This is a genomic window from Spiroplasma syrphidicola EA-1, assembly GCF_000400955.1.
GTDB lineage: Bacteria > Bacillota_I > Bacilli_A > Mycoplasmatales > Mycoplasmataceae > Spiroplasma > Spiroplasma syrphidicola.
In genome coordinates this window covers 960558-982433 of record NC_021284.1, presented here as the reverse complement: position 1 = coordinate 982433, position 21876 = coordinate 960558, and the positions used below count along the sequence as shown (strand labels likewise).

Here is a 21876-nt window from a genome sequence, read left to right as displayed (position 1 = left end):
GTTATTATTTGGATTTTAGTTTTTATTTTTATAATTTGTGGAGGGGTGTTAAGTTATTATATTTATCAAAAAATTATGATTGAAAATAACAAACCAAATTTACAGATCGAGAAAAAACCATCACCGCCTGGAAAACCAAAGCAACCAAATGATAATTATCAACCCTATCATCTCAGGCTAAGTTTTCCTAATCAAAAATCATTAATTAATTATAGTAATCAAGAGTATTTTATTATTAATGATGCTTTTGAAATAAGTTTTTTGGGACAATGGATTAAAAGTTATCCTATTATTAATCAGAACAAGAGTTTTTTAGGCTTTAAATTCAGTAATGAACTAATAGGAATGTCAAAAACTATTTTAATTTATCATTATAGTTTAGATTATGAGCCTTTTCTTATTTGGAAAATTTATCTTTAAGGTCAAAACTACTTTATTTAATTTTAAAAATTAGATAAAATAATATTGCTTTTATATTAATTAACATTAGGAGGAAGAGAATGAAGGCGCAATTTAATCCATCAGGGAAGGGGCCATGAGGTTTTTTAGACCCAGCAGGGAGTTATCAGCCGGGTTTAGGATGACAAGAGCAATTGGCTTTTAAAGGACAAAGTTATCTTTTTCAGCTTGTTGGGATTGTAATATTTGTTTTAATTGTGGGGTCACTATTTGTATTTAAAAAATATTATGCTAAAACAGCAAACTGAAAGTGATTTCGCATTTCAATAGGGGTATACCAAATTAGTACTTATTTTATTTGCTATGCAATATGAGCAGCTTATTTAGCAGTAGTATTAAAAGAAAACTGATTTTGAGGACCATCAGGAATGTCAAAAGTACGACCATTAAGTGAAATTATGCCATTACACTTATGTAGTATTCATCAACTTTTATCGGGCTTTCTATTGATTTTTCCGAGCAAGCGTTTTTTTGAGATTTGTGCCCCATCAGCTTTAGTTTTACCTGTATTAGCAATTGTTAATCCAGTTAATCCTTATTGAAGTTTGGATAATATCTTTTACTATAATTATTTTATTTTACATACACTTATTATTTTTTCATATATTTATGTATACAAGTATGGTTTAGTTGGTCGATCATATACAGGTCTGTTATTAAAATGGCAGTTTTTATGATTATTTGTATTTTCAATTGTGGCAGTGATTTGGGACGGAATTTTTAATGCTAATATGTTATATGTTGGTCCTAATGGTGGTAGTCCTTGAAATATTGGGGGCTTTAATGTTGGAAAATGAAACACAAACTATGTTGGGGATAAATATATTTGGCCATTAGCTTGATTTTGGATGGTTATGCTAGGAATTTTATTAATTTTACCAGCCCATGTTTTACTTTTCTTTATTAAGCAAAATGGACAGTATGATGAAAAAACAAAAAGAATTATTTACAATAGTAAATCACAACAAAACGATTTTTATGGGCAAATGGGGAAAGAATATATTTTCTTCACTTTTAAATCATTCTTTTGAAGTAGGGCAAAATTAAGAGCAGAAATTATTAAAGCAAAATTAGCAAATTATTTTGATAATGAGATTGAACAATTATTAAAACTAAAATAATTGTTTTTATTTTGCCAAGATAATTTCAATAATCTTTTCCCTAAAACTTTGTTATAATAAATCTATAAACAAAAGGAGCGGATTATATGAATATTTTAGAAGAAATTAAAAAAGTTTTCCATGAAAATGGGATTAAACAAAATATTACAATGGATACTGTTTTTAAAGATTTAGGAATTGACTCGTTAGATTTAATGGATTTAGTTATTATTGCTGAAAAAAAATTAAATGTTAGAATTCCTGATGATAAATTAATGGATATTAATAAGGTTTCCGATTTAGTTGCAATAATTGAAGAATTAAAAAAATAGGAGACTTTTAGTTTATGGCGTTGTCGTATGAAAAAATTGTTGATTTACTGAAAGAAAAAAACTATCGCTTAACGGATATTAGACTTGCTATTATTAAAATTTTAACAACAAATGAACATTTGACTTTAGCTGAAATTGTTGAACAGTTAGAAAAAGAATTTAAAAATGTTAATTTAATGTCAGTTTATAACACAATTGATTTATTATTACGTGAGCATATTGTTTTTACCAATACATTTGATGGGAAACAAATTTGATATGATTTGGCCCAAAATCCTTCAGTTCATATGATTTGTGATGCTTGTAAAAATGTCGTTCATATTACGGATTCAGAAATATTGCAAAAAATTGATTTAATAAATTTAAGTGAAGGAATGAAAAAAATGGCATGAGAGCCAATTCATTTTAAAATTGAAGGCCATGGTTTATGCAGTAATTGTTTAAACAGTGGGGAAGGTCATAATCATTTCGATGATGATCTTGATTAATAATTAAAAATTTATTGCTATTTAATTTTTATTTGTTAAAATAAGTAAGTGTTTATAACACTTTTTTATAGGGGTGTAGTTCAATCGGTAGAACAGCGGACTTCAAATCCGTTGGTTGTGGGTTCAAGTCCTGTCACCCCTGCCATATTGATGTTGAAAAGTAGATGATACTTTTTTTTATTTTATGGTATTATTTTACTGTGAGATAGGGGTGTAGTTCAATGGTAGAACAGCGGTCTCCAAAACCGTTGGTTGTGGGTTCAAGTCCTGTCACCCCTGCCATAATTTACATTAAATTGGAAGTATACCCAAGTCTGGTTGAAGGGGGCGGTCTCGAAAACCGTTAGGTGGAGCAATTCACGCAAGAGTTCGAATCTCTTTACTTCCGCCATTTAATTTAAACAAGAAAATTTAGACAAAAAAATTAGGAATTTACTTCCTAATTTTTTATTTGATAAGATATGTTATTTCAAGTATTTTTGTGGGAGAGCAATTACAGCAATAGTATCTAGACCAGCATGGGCCAGAAAAATTGGCGCAATATCTTCAACTTTATAGGATACATTTAATTCAGATAGTTTTTGAACTGTTGAATCTCATACTTTTGGACTACATTCAGCTGTTTTTAAAACAAAAATTTGGTATGTTTCTTTAATTTTGCTAGCAAAATTTTTAAAGCTTTCTACTAAAGTTTCAATTAATGAATTAATTGTTCGTGATGTTCCAATTTTTTTTGGGGTTTCTCCTCATTGAATTAATACTTTAATTTTTAATAAACTAATTAATGAAATTAAGATTTTTCCAACGCGGCCACCTTTTGCCAAACGATCAACACTACCAGGAATCATTGCCATATAACTTTCTTTTTCAAATTCATTTGTTTTAGCAATAATTTCTTCGACAGTTTTATTTTCTTCCACTAATGATTGGGCATAAATAACTAAATTTTTTAAAGCAAAAGCAGCAGTATGATTACGAACAACATGTACTTTTCCTTTATAGTCTTCTTCATGGCTAATTGTATATGCTGTTGCATATTGACTTGAAAGTTTTTCAGCAATCGGATAATGAATAATTTCGTCATAATCTTTTAAGATTTCATCATATTTTTGCATCAATTCTCCATTTGAAGCTTGACTAGTTTTTGTAATTCCCGATCGAACAGTTTCAATAAAATTAAATTTTTCGCGATTTTCTTCAGTATCATAAATATCAATTTCATTATCTAAAATAATATGTAAGGGAAGCACAAAGATCCCATATTTTTTAGCTTCTTTATCTGTAAATCCTGCTGATGAGTCAGTCAAGATGGCTATTTTTTTGCTCATATTTATTTCTCCTTACTTTTTGAAACTTATTTATCTCAACAAATTAGTGCAATAGTATTTGCTCCAGTATGGGCGGCAATAACGTTTGGTAAATTTGCTAGCTGATTAATTTCAAATCCTTTTTCTTTAATAATGTTTCTTACTTCTTCTAATAGCTCGTCATTCATTTTTGAATATACTAAATCAATTTTTCGTGATTCACGTTCTTTCTTAATTTGGGTTAGAGCTGTTTCTACTGCTTTTTTAAATGTTCGAGTTTTATCAAATTTATCAATTTTACCATCATAACGTAAAATTGGTGTAATTTTTAAAACTTTGGCTAATGCCGCAGCGGCAGGGGTAATTCGCCCCCCACGTTTTAAAGTTTCTAAACTTTTAGGAACAATAAAAGCACTAAAGTGTTGTTTTAACTCATCAATTTTAGCTTGAATTTCTGCAACATTAATTCCACTTTTAATTCATTGGTAGATATCATCAATCATCTTTCGAATGATTAAACTAACACCATCAGTATCAATCACAAAAACGCGATCTTTATATTCATCCTGCTGAGAAAGCATGTATGTACTGTCATGTTGTCCTGATAAGCCTTTTGATAAACCGACAAAAACAATTTTTTCGTAAGTTTTTAGTAGGTCATTTCATGTTGTCATCATTTTTCCTAACGGAATTTGGCTAGTTTTGATAACTTGGTGTTCTAAAATATCATAGAATTCATCGTATGAAATAACGTCATCATCATCTTCTATTTCTGTTCCATCTGGGAAGTTTAACAAAAGAGGTAATAAATATGTATCCTCATATTGCTTTAACATTTCTTTCTTAACCCCAGAAGAGGAATCAATTAACAGGGCCACTTTTTTCATATGTATCCTCATTTCTTTATTAATATTAAAATTTTTTAGCTTTCAAAATAAATTACTGCATTTAAAAATATACTAGTAATACTTTAATTATAAACTTTGATATAATATTTTCAAGAATGAAAGGGAGATATCAATGAAACTTTTAGATAATAGCAAAAAAATGTACGAAGAAATTTTACAAGCCTTTGGACCATCAGGATGTGAGTTCCAAGTGACAGAATTAGTTAAAAAATATTACCAAAAATATACCACTGAAATTATTCAAGACAATTTAGGCAGTTGTTTTGCCGTTATTCGGAATAAAAAAGGGATAACTAACCCCAAAAAAGTAATGTTAATGGCTCATGGTGATGAAGTTGGCTTTATGGTTCGCCAAATTAATGAACAAGGGTTAGTAAGTGTTAATCCATTAGGAGGAATTTGAGAGCAAACACTATTAGCAAAACGTGTCAAATTATTGACAGATGATGGGCGTTTTTTAACGGGGGCTTTTTCGGCCATTTCTCCTCATCTTTTGACCCCTGCGGCGCGAGAAAAAGCCACCCCAATTACTGAAATGTTAGTTGATTTTGGTTTTAGTTCAAAAGCGCAAGCCCTTGCTGAGGGAATTCGACCAGGAAACTTTTTAATTTGTGAAGGGCCAACTGTTTTTTTAAATGAAAAAAGGTTATTATCAAAAGCAATTGATAATCGAATGGGGGTTATTTTAGGGTTAGAAGTATTAGAACGAATCAAAGATCTTGATTTAGATTATGATTTATATGTTGGTTTTTCAGTTCAAGAAGAGGTAGGAACACGAGGAGCACGGACAGCAACAAGTCTAATTAACCCTGATTTTGCAATTGTGACAGATGTTTCACCGGGGCAAGATTATAGTTCAACAGCTGCTTTTGGACAACTAGGAGCGGGGGTTATGTTACGTGGGATGGACCGCGGTTATATTACCCGCTATGATTTATTTCAATATCAAATGGCTTTAATGGCAAAAGAAGAAATTAAATCACAGTTTTATATTTCTCCTGGGGGAACAGATGCGGGGGAAGTTCATTTACATGACTATGGGGTTCCAACAATTCAAGCATGTTTAATTGCTCGTAATTTACATACAATTAGTGGTATTATTGATTTAGATGATTTTAATGAAACAATTAAATTGGTTACAGCAATCGTTAAAGATTTAGATGCCGTTAAAATTGATAATTTTAATTTTGTTAATAGGAGTATAAAAAATGAATAAAAAAACAATCGGACTTTTTTATAATTTAGGATTTGACACATTATTTGGTTATGTTAAAGATTTTGATCACAAAAATTCTACCCAAGATGGGGATTTAACTATTTTTTATGATCAAGAAAATCAATTTGTTGGTTTTAATTTACTTAATGCAAGCAAAAAAATAACTAGTGAGTTATATCATGGGATTAATAGTGATAATCAACGCTTAATTGCTGAATTAGGTTCAGTATTAAAATTAGAAGCTGGTCTTTGAGAACAGTATAATCAAGAACCACAGTTTTTAGTTGGGGAAATTAATAGTCGTGTGCATCATCCTAATTCGGATAAATTAAGTATTTGCCAAGTTAATTTGGGACAAAAAAATGAACAAATTGTTTGTGGGGCTCCGAATTGTGATCAAAATCAAAAAGTTGTTGTTGCAACAATTGGAGCAATTATGCCAAATTTAATGAAAATTGTTCCTTCCGAGTTACGGGGAGAACAATCAAACGGTATGCTATGTTCTGCACGTGAATTAGGGATTGCAAATGACAATCTTGTTAAAGGTTTACTAATTTTAGATGACCAGCAATATCATACTGGTAACAGTTTTTGAAAGGAATATTATAATGAGCAAAATTAAGGATGGATTTTATAGTGCCGTTTATTTTCAAAAAACAGCTAAAATTTTAAAAGCAGAACGTCCCAACGATATTGTTACGATGCAGTTTTTTCAACGGAATGACAATGTTAAGTTATGTGGAATTAATGAGTGTGTTGATTTAATTCGCCAAGAAGCTTTTAATCCAGAAACATTAGAAATATGGGCCCTAGCTGATGGGGATTTGATTAATGCGAATGAACCTGTTTTAAAAATTATTGGTCACTATAGTAATTTTGGTCATTTAGAAGGTTTAATTGATGGAATTTTAGCGCGACAAACAAGTATTGCTACTAACTGTTATCGTGTTTTACAAGCAGCCCAATCAAAAGCAATTATTTTTATGAATGATCGTAATGATTATTATTATAATCAAGCAACAGATGGATATGCGGCATATATTGGTGGAATTCGAAAGTTTGTTACCCCAGCGCAAGTATCATTATTACCAGAAAAATTAACACCAATGGGAACAGTTCCCCACGCTTTAATCCAAGCTTTTAATGGTGATTTAGTTAGGGCCTTAGAAGCTTACCAAAAACATTTCCCAACAGAAGATTTAGTTGCTTTGGTTGATTATAATAATGATGTTATTAAGGATTCTTTACTGGTTGCAAATAGATTTCCAACCTTAGCTGCTGTGCGTGTGGATACTTCACAAGCATTAACTGATAAATATTTTCTTGGTAAAGAGGATGAATATTCAGCAACACCAGTTAATGGTGTTAGCAAGGAATTAATCCAAGCATTACGTCAAGCCCTGGATAATAATGGTTATCAGAACGTTAAAATTATTGTTTCTTCTGGTTTCAATGCCGAAAAAATTGCAATGTTTGAAGCAAACCAAGTTCCTGTTGATATTTATGGGGTTGGTCAGTCATTAGCAAAATTATCGGTTGGATTTACCGGGGACTTAGTGATGTTAAATAATGTTAAACAAGCAAAATTTGGCCGTAGTAATATTGAAACAAAACGACTAGTTAAACGGTAAAAAATGTTTTATAATTAAAGTATTAATGGAGGGTTTAAAATGAGTAATGATAAAAAACGAGAAGTTGAATCTTTTTATAATCATGATGGGACTTTTTTTGGCCATCCCAATCAACCAGACCGTAAAGCCCAAGAAGGGGAAGTTAAACAGCAACACCAAGAAAAACCAGCACAAGAACCAAAAAAACCAACTTTTTTTACAGGTTTAAGTGAGGTTATTTCGCCGTTATATGGTAAAAAAGCAAAAGAACCAAATCAACGTGATGCGGTTGGTTATGATCAAGTTGCTAAAACAGAAATTAATTTGGCAAGTAGTTCAATTCAAAAAATTATTAATGAACAAGTTGATGAAAAGAAAAATAATTTTGTTAAACCAAGCAATCAGTCGCCAAAACAGTTAGATGATCAAGTTGATAATTTAGTGAAAATAAAGTTATCAGAAAATTTACGAGAAAGTAATATTACTCCTGCGGTAAAAAATAATGATCAAAAATTTTACCGTAGTAATAAATTGTCAGAACAAGCAGCAAAAACTGAATCATTTTTATTCCGTCCACGTAAAAATGGGGAAAATATCTTTGGGGAACGGACAGCAGAGTTAACATTAGAGTTGGAAAATATCAAAGAAAAAATTCGTAATACTAATCCACGTTCTAACTTTAGTAGTAATTATGAACAAACAGCAATGTTTGGGGGAATTGAAGAACAAAAAGAAATTAATCGCCAAATTCAAGATGCGATTAATAATGTCTACCAAGTGGAAGATGATTTTTCAGAAGATATGCCGTTGAGTGATCGCCGGAAAAAAATTGAAAGTAATTCAATTCATGCCAGTTCAATGCGACTACAAAAAATTAAAAACTTGCAAAATCTTAATTTACAAGATCAATTTTTACGTCGGCCAAAAACAATTTCTCAAAGCTCATTAGATTACCATAAAATGTTACAAAAATTACGCGATAAAAACCCGGATGAAGAAAGTCGTAAAGTAAGCAAATATTATGCTAATAATAATCCCTATTTAGAACGAATGATTAAATTAGAGGAAGAAAATTTCGAACAAGCAAATAATAGCCGTAAAGAACGAATTCATGAAGAGGCAAGCCAAGTTAAAGACAATAATTCAAATAAAAATCGATAGACTGATTTAGAAAGTTTTTATTTAAAGAACAATAAAAATAAGTTATAATAGACTAGTAGAAATAAACAGTAGGTGAAGAAATGTATTTAATTTTATTAGCATCAGAAGGTGATTTGTTAATTTCCCAAACAATTTTAATTATTATTTTATTGTGTTTAGCAATTGTTTTTTGTTTTTATGGAATTATTGCGGCGCGTAAAGTTGCAATTGCGGCGAAAAAATTTGATTATTTTGTTGAGGATTTAACATATAAATCAGAAATGTTAAATTCAACAGTCGACACTGTTGTTAAAATTTCAAACTATATTGATATTTTTGAAGCGTTCACAAAAAGAAATGTGAAAGCATGAGTTAAAGTAATTGCTCGTAATAAAGATATTGCTTATCGTCTTGTTGATAAATTAAAAGAATTTGCTAATTCTGATGAGAAGAGTTAAAAATGGCTTTTAAGTTAGTTAAAACAGCAGTTATTATGGTAGCTGGGATGTTAATTGCCCCAAAAAAAGGATCAGAATTACGACAAGACTTTGTTAATTTAATTAAAAAATATAATCCGCAGTTAAAAGAAATGGTTAATAAAATTGAAATTGTTTGAGAAAAATCGCAAGGAATTGAATCAGATGAAGTAGCCGCTGACATTGAATTAAAAATTAAAAATGTTCGCGGAGCGGTTGATATTTTAGAATCATCAACAACAAAAGAAATGGCTTATAAAGCTCTGAAAAAAGTTGATGCCGGAGCAGTAAGACTAATTAAAGCTGCCGCCAAATCACCAAATGTCCGAGCAGTTGCAAAAGATTTAGCAAAAATTACTGTTAGTGTTATTGATGAAGGGGTTAAAGTAACCGAAGATTTGAAAAAAACTTCTGCTTCAATTTCTGAGCGAATTATTGAAGAAGGGAAAACAACCCAAATTAAAAAAGTAAAAAAAATCGAACAAGAATAAACTCTAAGATTAGAGTTTTTTAATTAATAAGAGTAATAGGAGAAATAACAGATGAGTATTATTAAGGAATTAGAATGACGGGGATTATTAAAACAGTTAACTAATCCGGAAAAAATTTTAAAAGCCCAAGAACTAAAAAAAGGAGTTTATTGTGGATTTGATCCAACTGGTGATTCATTACATGTTGGACATTTAATTCAAATTTTATTATTAAAACGTTTTGAACAATTTGGTTTTCAGCCGATTGCGATTATTGGTGGGGGAACAGGAATGATTGGTGATCCCAGTGGTAAAAAAGCGGAACGAACATTGTTAGATGATAAAACAGTTAATCAAAATGTTGAGGAAATTACGTCCCAAATGAAGACATTAATTCCTGATGTTAAAATTGTTAATAATGCTGATTGATTAGGCAAAATTACTTTGATTGATTTTTTACGTGATGTTGGAAAAGACTTTAATATTAGTTATTTATTGAATAAAGAAAATATTAGTTCGCGTTTAGAAACTGGTTTATCATTTACGGAATTTTCATATACGTTATTACAGGCCTACGACTTTTATCAATTATATGTAAATTATGATTGTGTTGTTCAAACTGGAGGTAGTGATCAATGAGGAAATATTACTTCAGGAACAGATTACATTCACAAAAAAGTTGGGGAAAATAATTTAGCATGTGGTTTAACAATGAATTTGCTAACAAAAAGTGATGGTACTAAATTTGGAAAAACTGAATCAGGGGCTGTTTGATTAAATAAAACAAAAACCTCTCCTTATGAGTTTTATCAATTCTTTTTTAATCAAGAAGATAAAGAAACAGGGAAGTTATTACGTTATTTAACCTTTTTAACAGAACCAGAAATTAAAGCAATTGAAGAACAACATGCTCAAAATCCAGCTAGTCGTTTTGCTCAAAAACAGTTAGCACAAGCGATTACTTTATTTGTTCACCAAGAAAGTGGTCTTGAACAAGCATTAGCAGTTAGTGAAGCATTATTTACTGGTAATGTTAAAGCTTTATCAGCAACAGCTGTGGAAAGTTTAAAACAGAGTTTAGAACAATACCAAACTGAAACATTTGATTTGCCAATCCTTGACTTATTAGTTAAGGCAAATATTGTTAGCTCAAAACGAGAAGGGCGCGAATTTTTAGCCCAAAGAGCAATTTTATTAAATGGTGAAATTGTGCAAGATGAAAATTATCAAGTTAGCATGGTAGATTTATTATATGACAATTATTTAATTGTTCGTCGTGGGAAAAAGAAATATCATTTAATATATCAAAAATAATTGAACAAATTAAAAAAGTTATGGCCAATTACCATAACTTTTTTAATTTGTTAGTTAGTTTTTACTTTTATCATCATTTTGCGATAAGTTTTTTTCATATGCTTCAACAACTGCTTTATGAAATAAATAGTCATCTTTTGAAATATTTTGTACAATACGTTCTTTAATTTCTTTTTCTAAAAAAAGTGAAATTGATTTGTGGATTGTTTGGATAGCATTATCAATCTCACTACTTGGATCAATAAAATCATTTAATAATTCAAATTTTTCTTCCCAATTTAGCGTATTAATAAATTCTAAAATAAATTTTGGATTTTCTTTAATATATTCTGACAGCGGTTTATGTTTATGGTTTTCAATAAAAGTTTGAATTTTTGTTGGCAGCATTCTTTTCACTCCTCTATGTTATCCTTAAAATACATATTAATTATACCATTTTAAGCAATAAAACTTAAGGGTTTTAACGCTGTTTTTAAATAATAAATTATCTTGTAATTATTTTAAATAATTAGTAAAATAATTTGGTGAACTTTAAAATTAAAGTAGGGGGATAACAAAGATGAAAAGTATTTGTTTAGTATGTTCGGCCGGAATTAGTACTAAAATGATTGTTACTAATATGAATGAATTTTTAACAACTAATCAAAATGATATTAAGTTTTTGGCTGTTAATATTAACGAATTAACTTCGGAAAATTATGATGTTGTTTTATTAGCACCACAAATTGGTTATTTAAAAGATAAGGTTACAACAATTTTTAGTAATCAACCAAATGTAAAAATTGAAATCTTACCATCAGATTTATATGTAAATAATAATGCTGAGGGTATTATTAATTTTATTAAAAACCTATAAAATTATTTATAGAGTTATTTCGTAGTATGTTTACGAGAAATGGAGGTTCCTTTTGAAAAAGATAGTTACAATAGTATCATTAACGTTTCCAATAGTAATTATTTTTTCATTTTTAGGAACCTTTTTTTTATGACATGAATCAAAAGATATTGCGAAGATAATTACGGAACAGTTTCTTTTTGAAAAAAATAATTGAGCTTTAAATAGTTTAAGGGGATATGATGATGGGTTAATGCCATCAATTCGTAGTACTGTTATTAATAATTTAAGTAAAACATTCCCAATGAAAGAAATTAATTCATGAAAAATTGAAGTCTACTACGGCCATGTTGATGATAATAATTTTTATAAGGCCCAAAAAATTGATTTTAATGACTTTTTTAATACGGATTTAATTTTTTGATTTACGGTTGGGATTTTTGCAACAAAAGAGAGTAGTTTCTATGGGCATACTTTTTTAGAGCGTGATTACCGCCCAGCCTGAGCATTCCCAGAAGAACAAATTATTAAATTAAATAATAATAAACCGCTGAATAATCTTAATAATCTTATAACAAGTTGAAATAGCTTAGTGGGCAATAATTTAGTATTAGATGGCTTTAACCACCAATTAAAAGACATGGGGTTAGATACAAGTGCCGGAATGGAATTACAAAAAGGGCAGATTAAATTAAATTCTAACTTAGAAAAATATTTAGAAATTAGTGACCAGTTTGAACCAGAAAAAGATAACCAGATTAAAGTAAAATGAGATATGTTTGAATATGTCCCCGAAAAACTATTAGCTTCAATGTGAAAGTTTAATCAACCAGAAATCATGATTTCAACAGGTGCTACTGTTGAGGTTAAAAGTAGTGACTTTAAAAAATATGAGTATGCCCAAATTCCTGGTAATAATACTTTGGAAACAAAATTACAAGATATATTACCAGCAATTGAAATTTATGCCAATGATATATTAGAAAAAACATATGATCGCCCAGTTGACAGAAAAACGTATCAAATTCGTTTTCGTAAAAATGGTTATTCTGATCCAAATTTATTAGATTTAAATACCAAAATTGGTAGTTTATACACATATACAAATAGTAACAAGGAAAAATATCATTGAGTTTGAATTGAATTTTATGATTCATTAGACACATCGTTTATTTTAGACACTGCCCCAGGGTTACATATCGGATTTAACGTTTAAGCTGTAAGGAGGAAAAACATGAAACTACTAAGTTTACGAAATTGAATTCAGTTTTTATTAGTTGGAATAATAGTTCCCCCTTTTGTCATGACTGTTATTAGTTGTACAAGGTATGGGGCTAGTGGAAATAATAATTCATCATCAGAATATGTTGATAAATATAATTTTCAATATGGTTGTAGTGAAAATAATATTGCAGTTGATGATAATAATTTTTTTCATACGTTTTATGGGGATGCAAAATTTAATTATAGTGCCTACAATCTTAATGAAAATAATAGCCCTGTTTTTTATGGCAATCGCGATAATTTATTTCGTTGTTCAAATGATAATCCAACCTTAACAGCTTGAAAAAATGAACATACAAACATTCAACTAATTTTGCTAAATAAACAAGAATTAAATAATTATCAAGATTTAAGCTTATCAGTTGAAAGTGTTGATGATGAAAAGGGTATTACTGCTGACCCAGTTTTCTTAACTTATATTAAATCTTTTCCGAAAACGGCTGCACAAAATCATACAATTTATCCAGGGTCACAATATATTCCTGATGCTTTTGGAGAAAAAACGTTAGCAAAAATGGATTTTAATGTTCAACCAGTTTGAATCAGTCTTTTTGTTAATCAAAAAGCATCAACAGGAATTCATAAAATGAAATTAACATTAAAATTTTCTTATAATGATACTCCCCAAGTTATTAATCGTCCTTTTGAAGTGAATGTAAAAAATTATCTTTTAGATACCGATGATAGTAGCTCCCCAATGAATGAACGCTTTGGATTTAGTGCGACATCATTTCCTTCAAACCCAATGTCATATATTAATTTAGACCAAAGTGATGAAGATATTTTGCCAGTAGATGAAAAAGATGATGCGCCAACAATTGGTCCGATTCCAAATAATATGCCATATTATTTGCGGGCAGAAAAACGACCATATTTATTAGCCCATTTAAAAGCTTTACGAGCAAGTAATAATTTTTATTTATATGGTCCTGGTTGAAACCACCAGTTAATTCAATGAACAGGGAAATTGAAAAAAAGTGGTTGAAGTGATGAAAAATATGATGATTATATTAGTAAGGAAGATTTAAATAAGGTTTTAAAAGATCAAGATTGAGAATGAACATTTGATTTTAATGCATTTGATGAGTATTTACGAGTTGTTGCCCAATTAGGCTTTACCGAATTTTTATTTTCGGCAATGGCCCCAGGGACTTTTACTTTCTTTTATTTAAAAGGCGATGATGCAAAACAAGGAGTACAAACAACTTTCCCAGTGGAATTAATTCGTAGCAATGATGGAAGACCAGGAAAAAATTTTGATGCGTACTTAGATTTTTTACATAGTAAATTTATTAAGGCTTTATCTGATCATTGAAACAAAATTAGAGATTTACCAGAATTTAAAACCCCAAGTGGAGAACAAATTCATTTAGCAGAATCATTTGATGAAATATCACATGAAGCTGTTAAAGCAACAATGGATAATGTTAAAAAAAATGATCAATATGGTTTAATTGATTCAAGTGTTTTTGCTGGATGACGCTTTCATTATGACCCTTTTAATGAAGATGATATTCAAAATATCTTTTTAAATCAATATGATGAAATTATCTTACAGTATCGGGAAGTAGTTGAACAATTTGATAACTTAAACATTTATAAATTGCGTAGTAATATTATTCGTCGTCAAAGTTTAGGACATACAACAATGTTATATACTTCATGAAATAATTTTCCAGCCGCTTATTTACAGTCTGATAATAGTGAACAGGTTTGAGGTCCTTTAATGGCCTTTAAGGTTGGAGCTAATGGTTATGTTCGCTGGTCTTATGATTTATATGATAAAGATTATTATGCTTTACGGGAAATGGCCGGAAAATTTGAATCGGGAGATGATAATTTAGTTTATGTTGGTGATATTAATGGACCGCGTTATAGTACTCGTTTTAAAAGTTATGTTGAAGGAGTTCAAGCAATTCATAAGCTAAAAACTTTAATGAAATTATATCCGGAAGAACAATTTAATTTAAACCGTGCTTTAAATGGCATCGGGTTTGCTAGTTCAACAACAAGGGATAATAAATATAAATGATATCCTAACAAATATCAATTGAGTGACATTATTTTTGAACAACCAGGTTTACAGTATCATAAAACAATTGGTGAACAGGTCTATGAATTAATCTATTATCTTAATTCATTCTAAAAGAGAAAGGGACAGTAACAATGAAAAAATTATTATTAAGTATGCTAAGTTTATCATTATCTGTAACATCATTTACAAGTGTTATGAGTTGTCAAACTTCAATTGTAAAAGCTGAAGATTTTGATTTAGCGACAATTTCAGAAAGTCTCTTTACTAATTATCCTTGAACAATTAATGAGATGTTAAGTAGCCAATTGGGAAAATTTGATAGTTTGCAGAGTACGGTTAATAAAATTTTAATGCAGAAAATCCCGAGCCTTGATTTTTTCAAAATAAATATTGAAATTTATTATGGTGGCGAAGAAACAACTAATAAAAATACATTAATTGATTTTGCTACTGTTGGTTCTTTTTTTCCGATCACATATTTTACAATTCATATTGTTCCCAGTGAATTGGGACATTATCAAAATGAAAAATGAATTACCGTTAATTGTGATGTTGATTTTAGTGAATTATCATTTTTTGAAGATAGTAGTGCTCATTTTTCTAACCATCCAACAAAGTTATCACAAGCAGAATTGTTAGATGGGTTTATTAAGTCCTTTAATAGTTGAGGACAAACAGAAGAAGGGATGGGGGCTCTCAAGAGTATTTTTGAAAAAAAAGGTTTATGAAATAATAATAACCTTTTGCCCCAAGAAGTTTTTAATATCATTCGACCAATGGGCAAAGATACAAGTAATTTTTTAAAGTTTGATGAAGAACATTCACGTTTGCAATTTGATCAAAGCGTAACAGATAGTTTTTATCAGCCCTATTTAGCTGGTGTTGGTTTTAATTTTAATGTTAAACAAGAAATTTTAGCTGTGTGAAATGTGACGATTTCTTCGACAGATTATAATACAAATGATTGAAGAAACATTGATTGAAAGCCATTGCCAAATAAAGTCTATGATGAGACAACAACAGTTGGGGATGTTGTTAATGATGTTGCACAATATTTAGCAGAATGATCAGGACATGTCCATAATTCACATTTTATTCAGGGATCTGATTTAAATGTTATTTTAAAGAAAGGTTATAAACCTGAAGGAACAGATTTTTGACCACCAACAACATTATTAAAAAATCTATGAAAATCAGACGAAAAATATGGCGAATTACCATATGTATATGCCTGAATCAAAAGTAGTAACCAAAGTTATTTAAAAATAGATAATCAAAGTGGTTCAGCTGGAACCCATGTTACTTTTAAAATCAATAGTGAGGAAAAATTATGACAGAATTAGGAGTATTAAAGTATTATCTTATTTTAAATATTTTATTAGGAATTTTTAGTGTGATTTTTTTAGTTAGTTATCAGTATTATTATTGAACAAAGAAAAAAAGTCATCAAAAAGTTTTAATAACAAAATTATTTTATTTAGTAAATGGTGGATTAGGATTAGCATTTTTATTTGCCTTAACTGATTTGATTTTAATCTTAATTTCGGCGAACTTAACTTTTGTTCATAACTATTTTCCGAATTGAAATTATCCTGGGCGACTGGTTTTTTATACGATTTTTTTGACTGCCAGCTTTATTTCATTATTATGAGCTATTTGTGCAATTTTCTTTTTTGATAAAAAAATTATTTTATTTTTAACCCCAACTACTTTATCAACAATGTTTACAATTTTTCCTGTCAATCAAGAAGCAATTAAAGTAACGACTTTTGCGACAACAACTCTTTTTGAAGTTAATGAAATTAATTTACAGTATCGTTCAAAAAATAAATTAACAGCAGGGCTAATTACTTACTATGATTTAAAACCTAAAATTAATGACAATGAAAATTTTAATAACAATTGAAAAATTTTAAATAAACAAAAATATACAACAAAAATTGCAGCTACTATTTTTGCAAACAGTAGTGCTTTTGGGACTTTATACTGACAAGTTTTCTTTCAAAAGTGAATTAATTTTGGATTGTTTCTTCTTAAATTAGTTGCAACTTTAATGATAACTTATATTTTTGTTTCGGGGATAGTCCATTTTTTCCCAAAGGAATGAATTTTTTATTCTTATGATGGTAAAAACTATCTTTTAAAAACGAAAAATTTAGTTTTTGTTTTAACGATTTTTTTAATTATTTTTGCAGTTATTGAAATTATTGCGCTAAGTTTTAATTTAATTGTAAATTTACGGACAAAAAATATTGTAATGACAAGTTTTATTATTGGTCAAATTATTGGTTGAATTGTGTCCTTAAGTTTATTGCTTTACTTTTTCACAAGTATCTTTTTATTAGTAGATTACTTAAATGCAAAAAATATTACGCCAACTTTACCAGCACCAGTAATTGTTGCTAAACTATTATTTTGAATAAATGAGGATTATATTTTAGGAATGGGATTAATTATTTTGAGTTTATTAATTGTTAATATTATTACCTTGGCTTTAACTATCTGAAATTATCATTGAGAAAAAGGGACAATAAAACTATATCGTAAATTTAATATTTCGCTCCCAACATTAGTAATTAAAAACCTCTTTAAACCTTTAGAAAGATAAGATTACTTAACCGCTATTAAGAAAGCGGTTTTTTAATTTCGAAAACTTAATTAACCTTTACTGAAGGATTTTCTTTTTAATATACTAAATTCTTGCTTTCCCTAGGTTTTTTCGTTAAAATAAAAAAAGTTTAATAAAAGTGATTATTTTTACTTGGTTGTTATTTGATAAATAGAGAGAAGACTTTCGAATGGATAAAAAAGTTATGAAATTCAAATTTAAAGGAAAAACAAAAAATCATCAAAAAGATCTTGGATTTGTTAAAACAGAAGAAATTAAAGCAGTTTCTCAGTTTTCACAATCAGAAATATTAGAGCATTTTGAAATTGCCAAATTTGGATTAAATTATGAAGATGCAAAAGAAGTTGGAAACAAGTTTGGGGATAATTCACAAGAAAAAATTAAATTTCATTGATTATTACGGTTATTAAAGGTTTTATTAAATCCTTTTAATATTGTTTTAGCGGCAATTGCTACTTATAATTTGCTTAGTTATTTCTTAATGGCCGGAGACAAGTTTGAATTAATTGCCACTGGGATTATTTTTGCGATGATTATTATTAGTTCAACAATTTCATATATTCAAGATATTCGTAGTTTCTTAGTGACAAAAAAACTGACAGAATTAGTAAGTAGTAAAATTACTGTAATTCGGTTAGAAGATGATGAAAAAGTGAATGAAGTTTCTGTTAAAAATAATACAACATTAATTCGTGAAGCGAAGGAATTAGAAATTCATGAATTAGTTCGAGGCGACTTAATTTATTTATCTAGTGGGGACCTTGTTCCAGCTGATGTACGAATTCTATGAAGTAATGATTTATTTATTAACCAAGCTAGTTTAACAGGAGAATCAATGCCAGTTGAAAAGCATGCTAATTATAATCCAAATAAACCAAGTTTATTAGAACTACAAAATATTTGTTACACTGGTACTAGTGTTATTTCTGGTAGTGCGATTGGTATTGTTGTTGGGGTAGGGAAAGATACTTATTATGCAACTATTTCGAAAACAATTTCGGAAAAACAACCCCCAACTAGTTTTAACAAAGGGATCAAACGAACAACATGATTACTATTATGTTTTATGTTAGTAATGGTACCAATTGTTTTTGTTATTAATGGGGTAACAAAAAATGATTGAATTTCAGCTTTATTATTTGCGATTACTGTTGCCGTTGGTTTAACACCAGAAATGTTACCAATGATTGTAACATCAAACTTGGCCCGGGGTGCTAGTCAAATGAGTAAGGCAAAAGTTGTTGTTAAAAAACTAGAATCAATTCAAAACTTAGGAGCAATTGATATTTTATGTACTGATAAAACAGGAACATTAACAAATGATAATATTGAATTAATTGATTATCATTTATTAGATAATAAAAAAGATAAACAATTATTAAGTTACTTATTTTTAAACAGTTACTTTCAAACAGGGTTAAAGAATCCATTGGACAAAGCAATTATTCAATATGTTGAAAAAAATCATATTAGTTTATTAAAAGAACATTATACGAAAATTGATGAGATTCCGTTTGATTTTAATCGGCGAAAATTAACAGTCGTTGTTTCCGATGAGGATGGCGACCATACTTTAATTTGTAAAGGGGCAATTGAGGAAGTTGTTAAAAACTGTACGCAAATTTTCTACCAAGGGAAAGTGCAACCACTAACTGATGATCATTTACGAATGATTGAAAGTAGTGCTGATAAATTAAACGCCCAAGGTTTAAGGGTGTTAGGTTTAGCTTATAGTGCTGGGCATAATGATGATAGTTATTATTCAACTGGTGATGAAAGCAATTTAATTTTTATGGGCTTTGCTTCTTTTTTAGATAAACCAAAACCTTCCGCAGCAAAAATGGTTCAGTTGTTACATAAAAATGGGGTGGATTTAAAAATCTTAACCGGCGATAATGAGCAAGTAACAAGAGCAATTTGTGATCGAGTTAATTTGCATGTTAAAGGGTTAGTTAGCGGGGATTACATTGAAAAATTAAGTGAGTTTGAATTACGAGAAGTTGTTGAAAAAAATAATATCTTTGTTAAATTAAATCCGTTACAAAAAGCAAAAATTATTACAGCTTTAAAACAAAACGGTCATACTGTTGGGTTCATGGGGGATGGAATTAATGATGCTCCCGTTTTACGACAAAGTGATGTTTCAATTTCTGTTGATAATGCAACCGATATTGCGAAGGAAGCTTCAGATATTATTTTGTTAGAAAAATCATTGCTAGTATTGGAAAAGGGAATTATTCAAGGGCGCAAAATTTTTGGAAATATTCTAAAATATATTAAAATTACAATTGCTTCAAACTTTGGAAATGTTTTAAGTATTTTAGTGGCTTCGGCTTGATTACCATTTCAACCAATGGCCCCGATTCAACTATTATTCCAAAACTTATTATATGATATGTCACAATTAGCGGTCGCTTTTGATAAGGTTGACCAGGAATTTTTAAAGACCCCACAGCGGTGAACAACAAAAGATATTTTACCGTTTGTCTTTATTAACGGACCAGTCTCCTCAATCTTTGACATTCTAACCTTTGTCTTAATGGGTTACTACTTTGGTGTTTTAAGTAATCCAAGTAGTATTAGCTCCGACCAAGTAATGTTATTCCAAACAGGATGATTTGTGGAAGGATTAGTAACACAAACTTTAATTGTTCAAATGTATCGAACAAGAAAAGTTCCATTCTTCCAATCAATGGCGTCATGACAATTATTATTGGCAACGTTCTCTGTTATTACAATTGGAATCACGTTACCATTTACTCCATTGGCAATTAATTTAAGTTTAGTTAAGCTACCTGCAATTTATTTTGCCTTCTTTACTGCTTTGATTCTCGGTTATTGTATTATGAGTCAAAGTATCAAGATGTTGTATATCAAATTGTTTAAACGGTGGTTATAATAAAAAAGTTTACTATGATTGGTAAACTTTTTTATCTAATTATTAAAATTTATTTATGATTTTTAATAAAATTATCTAACTTTGTTTCAATCGCAGTTAGTTTTTCCATGATTTTTGCATGTTGATCATGATCATGATCTTTACAATGTTCCATCGTGATATTCCTCCAATTGTAATGAAAAATTAAAAGGTAATATGTTACTAAGTATACCCACCCAACCCACGCCAAATTGTTATTAATTAGTAAAATTTGTTGAATTAAAATTTTGTTGCTATTTATTTTTATCTTAGCACGATTTATTGTTAATACAATAATTTTATTTTTACAAAGTTTAGATTAATTATAAATTTTTTATAAATATCGTCCAAACTATTGTTATTTTTTTCCATTTTGTTATATTTAATTTATGGAACATCCATAAAAAATAGTTACTAAACATAATTTCAAAATTTTACCAAGATCATTGTGCCAAAGAATAAATTTAGTTTAAAATTTAATTATTTTGGCTTTTTGTTTGTAACATTAGAAAGAGAGTTTAAAAAAGATGAAAAAAATTTTAGCAATTTTAGGAGCGGTTAGTTTAACAGCTTCAGTATCAACAACTCTAGTAGCATGTAATAACAATAAAAGTGACCCAGCTGTTCAAGCAGCAGTTGATAAATTAAATAGTGCAGCATTAGATTTAATGTATGTTAATGAATCAGAAAGTGTTCAGTTTATAAACACAAAAACTAATAAGAAATATAGTATGATAGAAGCTACAAATTATGCTGTGAATGCAGCAAATACAAGTTCTAGTAATGCTATTGAAGGTATTAGTATTTTAGGTAATAAAAATAGTCAAGAAGATAGTCCATATTTTTCTTTAGATAAAAATGACATTTTTTCTAAAAATGATTTTGAAACTAAAGATGACTTTGCCGAAATTAGAGACCAAGTTGGAAAAACAATTCATGATCCAACTACAAATTTAAATTATATATTTAAAACTATTCAATATACTAGTTCAAGTTTTACAATAAAAGATAAGACAGAACAAAATGTTACATTTTATTGAGCAGGTTATTATATATATGCCGAAATTGTTAAATCTAAAAAAGCATAAAATATCTTAGTAAAAAATAGTTTTAAAACTATTTTTTTATTTAAGCTATAATAATTATTTAGTTTATATGATACTAAGTAATACTTTAAAGTTTTCACTTTATATCAATTTTTTCTTGCATTAATTTTTGGTAAATTTTTTCAAAATAATTATTTTTTTTAAGTAAAAATATATAAAATTAAATATTTTATTATCTAAAATATGTTAAGATAAAAAAGACATATTTTATGTCATCATGAAATTTATGCTAGGAGTTATTATTGAATTT

Annotated in this window: 21 protein-coding genes and 3 tRNA genes; 21 read left to right on the top strand and 3 right to left on the bottom strand. The window is 29.0% G+C overall.

Annotated features, from left to right (window positions below; translation table 4 throughout):
* The first annotated feature begins 45 nt into the window (after window positions 1-45).
* The 7 genes from SSYRP_RS04645 to SSYRP_RS04615 all read left to right on the top strand — a co-directional run bounded on the left by SSYRP_RS04645 (window position 46) and on the right by SSYRP_RS04615 (window position 2770).
* Window positions 46-420 carry a hypothetical protein gene (locus tag SSYRP_RS04645; protein WP_236608043.1) on the top strand — a complete coding sequence of 125 codons (375 nt, stop codon included), beginning with the start codon at window positions 46-48 and terminating at the stop codon, window positions 418-420.
* A gap of 80 nt (window positions 421-500) precedes the next feature.
* Window positions 501-1580 (top strand): TMEM164 family acyltransferase, encoded by a 1080-nt coding sequence (locus tag SSYRP_RS04640; protein ID WP_016341140.1) that lies wholly within the window; start codon window positions 501-503, stop codon window positions 1578-1580.
* An 86-nt stretch (window positions 1581-1666) separates the two neighbouring features.
* Window positions 1667-1891 carry a phosphopantetheine-binding protein gene (locus SSYRP_RS04635; protein WP_016341139.1) on the top strand — a complete coding sequence of 75 codons (225 nt, stop codon included), beginning with the start codon at window positions 1667-1669 and terminating at the stop codon, window positions 1889-1891.
* 14 nt (window positions 1892-1905) lie between these two features.
* Complete coding sequence (locus SSYRP_RS04630; protein WP_016341138.1) at window positions 1906-2379, top strand: Fur family transcriptional regulator; 474 nt, start codon at window positions 1906-1908, stop codon at window positions 2377-2379.
* 69 nt (window positions 2380-2448) lie between these two features.
* Window positions 2449-2524, top strand: a tRNA-Trp gene (locus tag SSYRP_RS04625).
* 62 nt (window positions 2525-2586) lie between these two features.
* Window positions 2587-2661, top strand: a tRNA-Trp gene (locus SSYRP_RS04620).
* Window positions 2662-2677: 16 nt separating this feature from the next.
* A tRNA-Ser gene (locus SSYRP_RS04615) sits at window positions 2678-2770 on the top strand.
* A gap of 73 nt (window positions 2771-2843) precedes the next feature.
* On the opposite strand, the gene SSYRP_RS04610 is transcribed toward SSYRP_RS04615, so the two are convergent.
* Both SSYRP_RS04610 and SSYRP_RS04605 read right to left on the bottom strand, forming a co-directional pair.
* On the bottom strand, window positions 2844-3707 hold the full coding sequence (locus SSYRP_RS04610) for a DegV family protein (protein ID WP_016341137.1): 864 nt from the start codon (window positions 3705-3707) through the stop codon (window positions 2844-2846).
* Between the two features lie 26 nt (window positions 3708-3733).
* Window positions 3734-4573, bottom strand: a complete 840-nt coding sequence (locus tag SSYRP_RS04605; RefSeq protein ID WP_016341136.1) for a DegV family protein — start codon at window positions 4571-4573, stop codon at window positions 3734-3736.
* A gap of 133 nt (window positions 4574-4706) precedes the next feature.
* Between SSYRP_RS04605 and SSYRP_RS04600 the strand changes: the two genes are divergently transcribed.
* The 7 genes from SSYRP_RS04600 to tyrS all read left to right on the top strand — a co-directional run bounded on the left by SSYRP_RS04600 (window position 4707) and on the right by tyrS (window position 10820).
* Window positions 4707-5810, top strand: coding sequence for a M42 family metallopeptidase (locus SSYRP_RS04600; RefSeq protein ID WP_016341135.1), 1104 nt, complete (start codon window positions 4707-4709; stop codon window positions 5808-5810).
* The gene (ytpR, locus tag SSYRP_RS04595; protein ID WP_016341134.1) at window positions 5803-6432 is read left to right on the top strand and encodes a YtpR family tRNA-binding protein; all 630 of its coding nucleotides are present in this window, start codon (window positions 5803-5805) and stop codon (window positions 6430-6432) included. The genes SSYRP_RS04600 and ytpR overlap by 8 nt, the downstream gene beginning before the upstream one ends.
* A complete protein-coding gene (locus tag SSYRP_RS04590; RefSeq protein ID WP_016341133.1) occupies window positions 6419-7441 on the top strand; it encodes a nicotinate phosphoribosyltransferase in 1023 nt (340 codons plus the stop codon). The genes ytpR and SSYRP_RS04590 overlap by 14 nt, the downstream gene beginning before the upstream one ends.
* Before the next feature lie 39 nt (window positions 7442-7480).
* Window positions 7481-8581 (top strand): hypothetical protein, encoded by a 1101-nt coding sequence (locus SSYRP_RS04585; RefSeq protein WP_016341132.1) that lies wholly within the window; start codon window positions 7481-7483, stop codon window positions 8579-8581.
* A gap of 80 nt (window positions 8582-8661) precedes the next feature.
* The gene (locus SSYRP_RS04580; RefSeq protein WP_016341131.1) at window positions 8662-9018 is read left to right on the top strand and encodes a hypothetical protein; all 357 of its coding nucleotides are present in this window, start codon (window positions 8662-8664) and stop codon (window positions 9016-9018) included.
* A gap of 2 nt (window positions 9019-9020) precedes the next feature.
* Complete coding sequence (locus tag SSYRP_RS04575; protein WP_016341130.1) at window positions 9021-9527, top strand: hypothetical protein; 507 nt, start codon at window positions 9021-9023, stop codon at window positions 9525-9527.
* Window positions 9528-9578: 51 nt separating this feature from the next.
* Entirely contained in the window at window positions 9579-10820 is a 1242-nt protein-coding gene (tyrS, locus tag SSYRP_RS04570; protein WP_016341129.1) for a tyrosine--tRNA ligase, read from the top strand.
* A 54-nt stretch (window positions 10821-10874) separates the two neighbouring features.
* Here the strand turns inward: tyrS and SSYRP_RS04565 are convergent, their stop codons facing one another.
* Complete coding sequence (locus SSYRP_RS04565) at window positions 10875-11207, bottom strand: hypothetical protein (protein WP_016341128.1); 333 nt, start codon at window positions 11205-11207, stop codon at window positions 10875-10877.
* Between the two features lie 172 nt (window positions 11208-11379).
* Here SSYRP_RS04565 and SSYRP_RS04560 point away from each other — a divergent pair, with 172 nt between their 5' ends.
* The 7 genes from SSYRP_RS04560 (at window position 11380) to SSYRP_RS04530 (ending at window position 21608) form a co-directional block, all read left to right on the top strand.
* Window positions 11380-11676 (top strand): PTS sugar transporter subunit IIB, encoded by a 297-nt coding sequence (locus tag SSYRP_RS04560; RefSeq protein WP_016341127.1) that lies wholly within the window; start codon window positions 11380-11382, stop codon window positions 11674-11676.
* 52 nt (window positions 11677-11728) lie between these two features.
* Window positions 11729-12871 (top strand): hypothetical protein, encoded by a 1143-nt coding sequence (locus SSYRP_RS04555; RefSeq protein WP_016341126.1) that lies wholly within the window; start codon window positions 11729-11731, stop codon window positions 12869-12871.
* 18 nt (window positions 12872-12889) lie between these two features.
* On the top strand, window positions 12890-15085 hold the full coding sequence (locus SSYRP_RS04550; protein ID WP_016341125.1) for a DUF4091 domain-containing protein: 2196 nt from the start codon (window positions 12890-12892) through the stop codon (window positions 15083-15085).
* Between the two features lie 20 nt (window positions 15086-15105).
* Window positions 15106-16317: a hypothetical protein gene (locus SSYRP_RS04545; protein WP_016341124.1), complete on the top strand. Its 1212-nt coding sequence runs from the start codon at window positions 15106-15108 to the stop codon at window positions 16315-16317.
* The gene (locus SSYRP_RS04540; protein WP_016341123.1) at window positions 16305-17582 is read left to right on the top strand and encodes a hypothetical protein; all 1278 of its coding nucleotides are present in this window, start codon (window positions 16305-16307) and stop codon (window positions 17580-17582) included. The genes SSYRP_RS04545 and SSYRP_RS04540 overlap by 13 nt, the downstream gene beginning before the upstream one ends.
* 190 nt (window positions 17583-17772) lie before the next feature.
* The gene (mgtA, locus tag SSYRP_RS04535) at window positions 17773-20502 is read left to right on the top strand and encodes a magnesium-translocating P-type ATPase (protein ID WP_051090651.1); all 2730 of its coding nucleotides are present in this window, start codon (window positions 17773-17775) and stop codon (window positions 20500-20502) included.
* A 545-nt stretch (window positions 20503-21047) separates the two neighbouring features.
* Window positions 21048-21608 (top strand): lipoprotein, encoded by a 561-nt coding sequence (locus SSYRP_RS04530; RefSeq protein WP_016341120.1) that lies wholly within the window; start codon window positions 21048-21050, stop codon window positions 21606-21608.
* Window positions 21609-21876 lie beyond the last annotated feature (268 nt).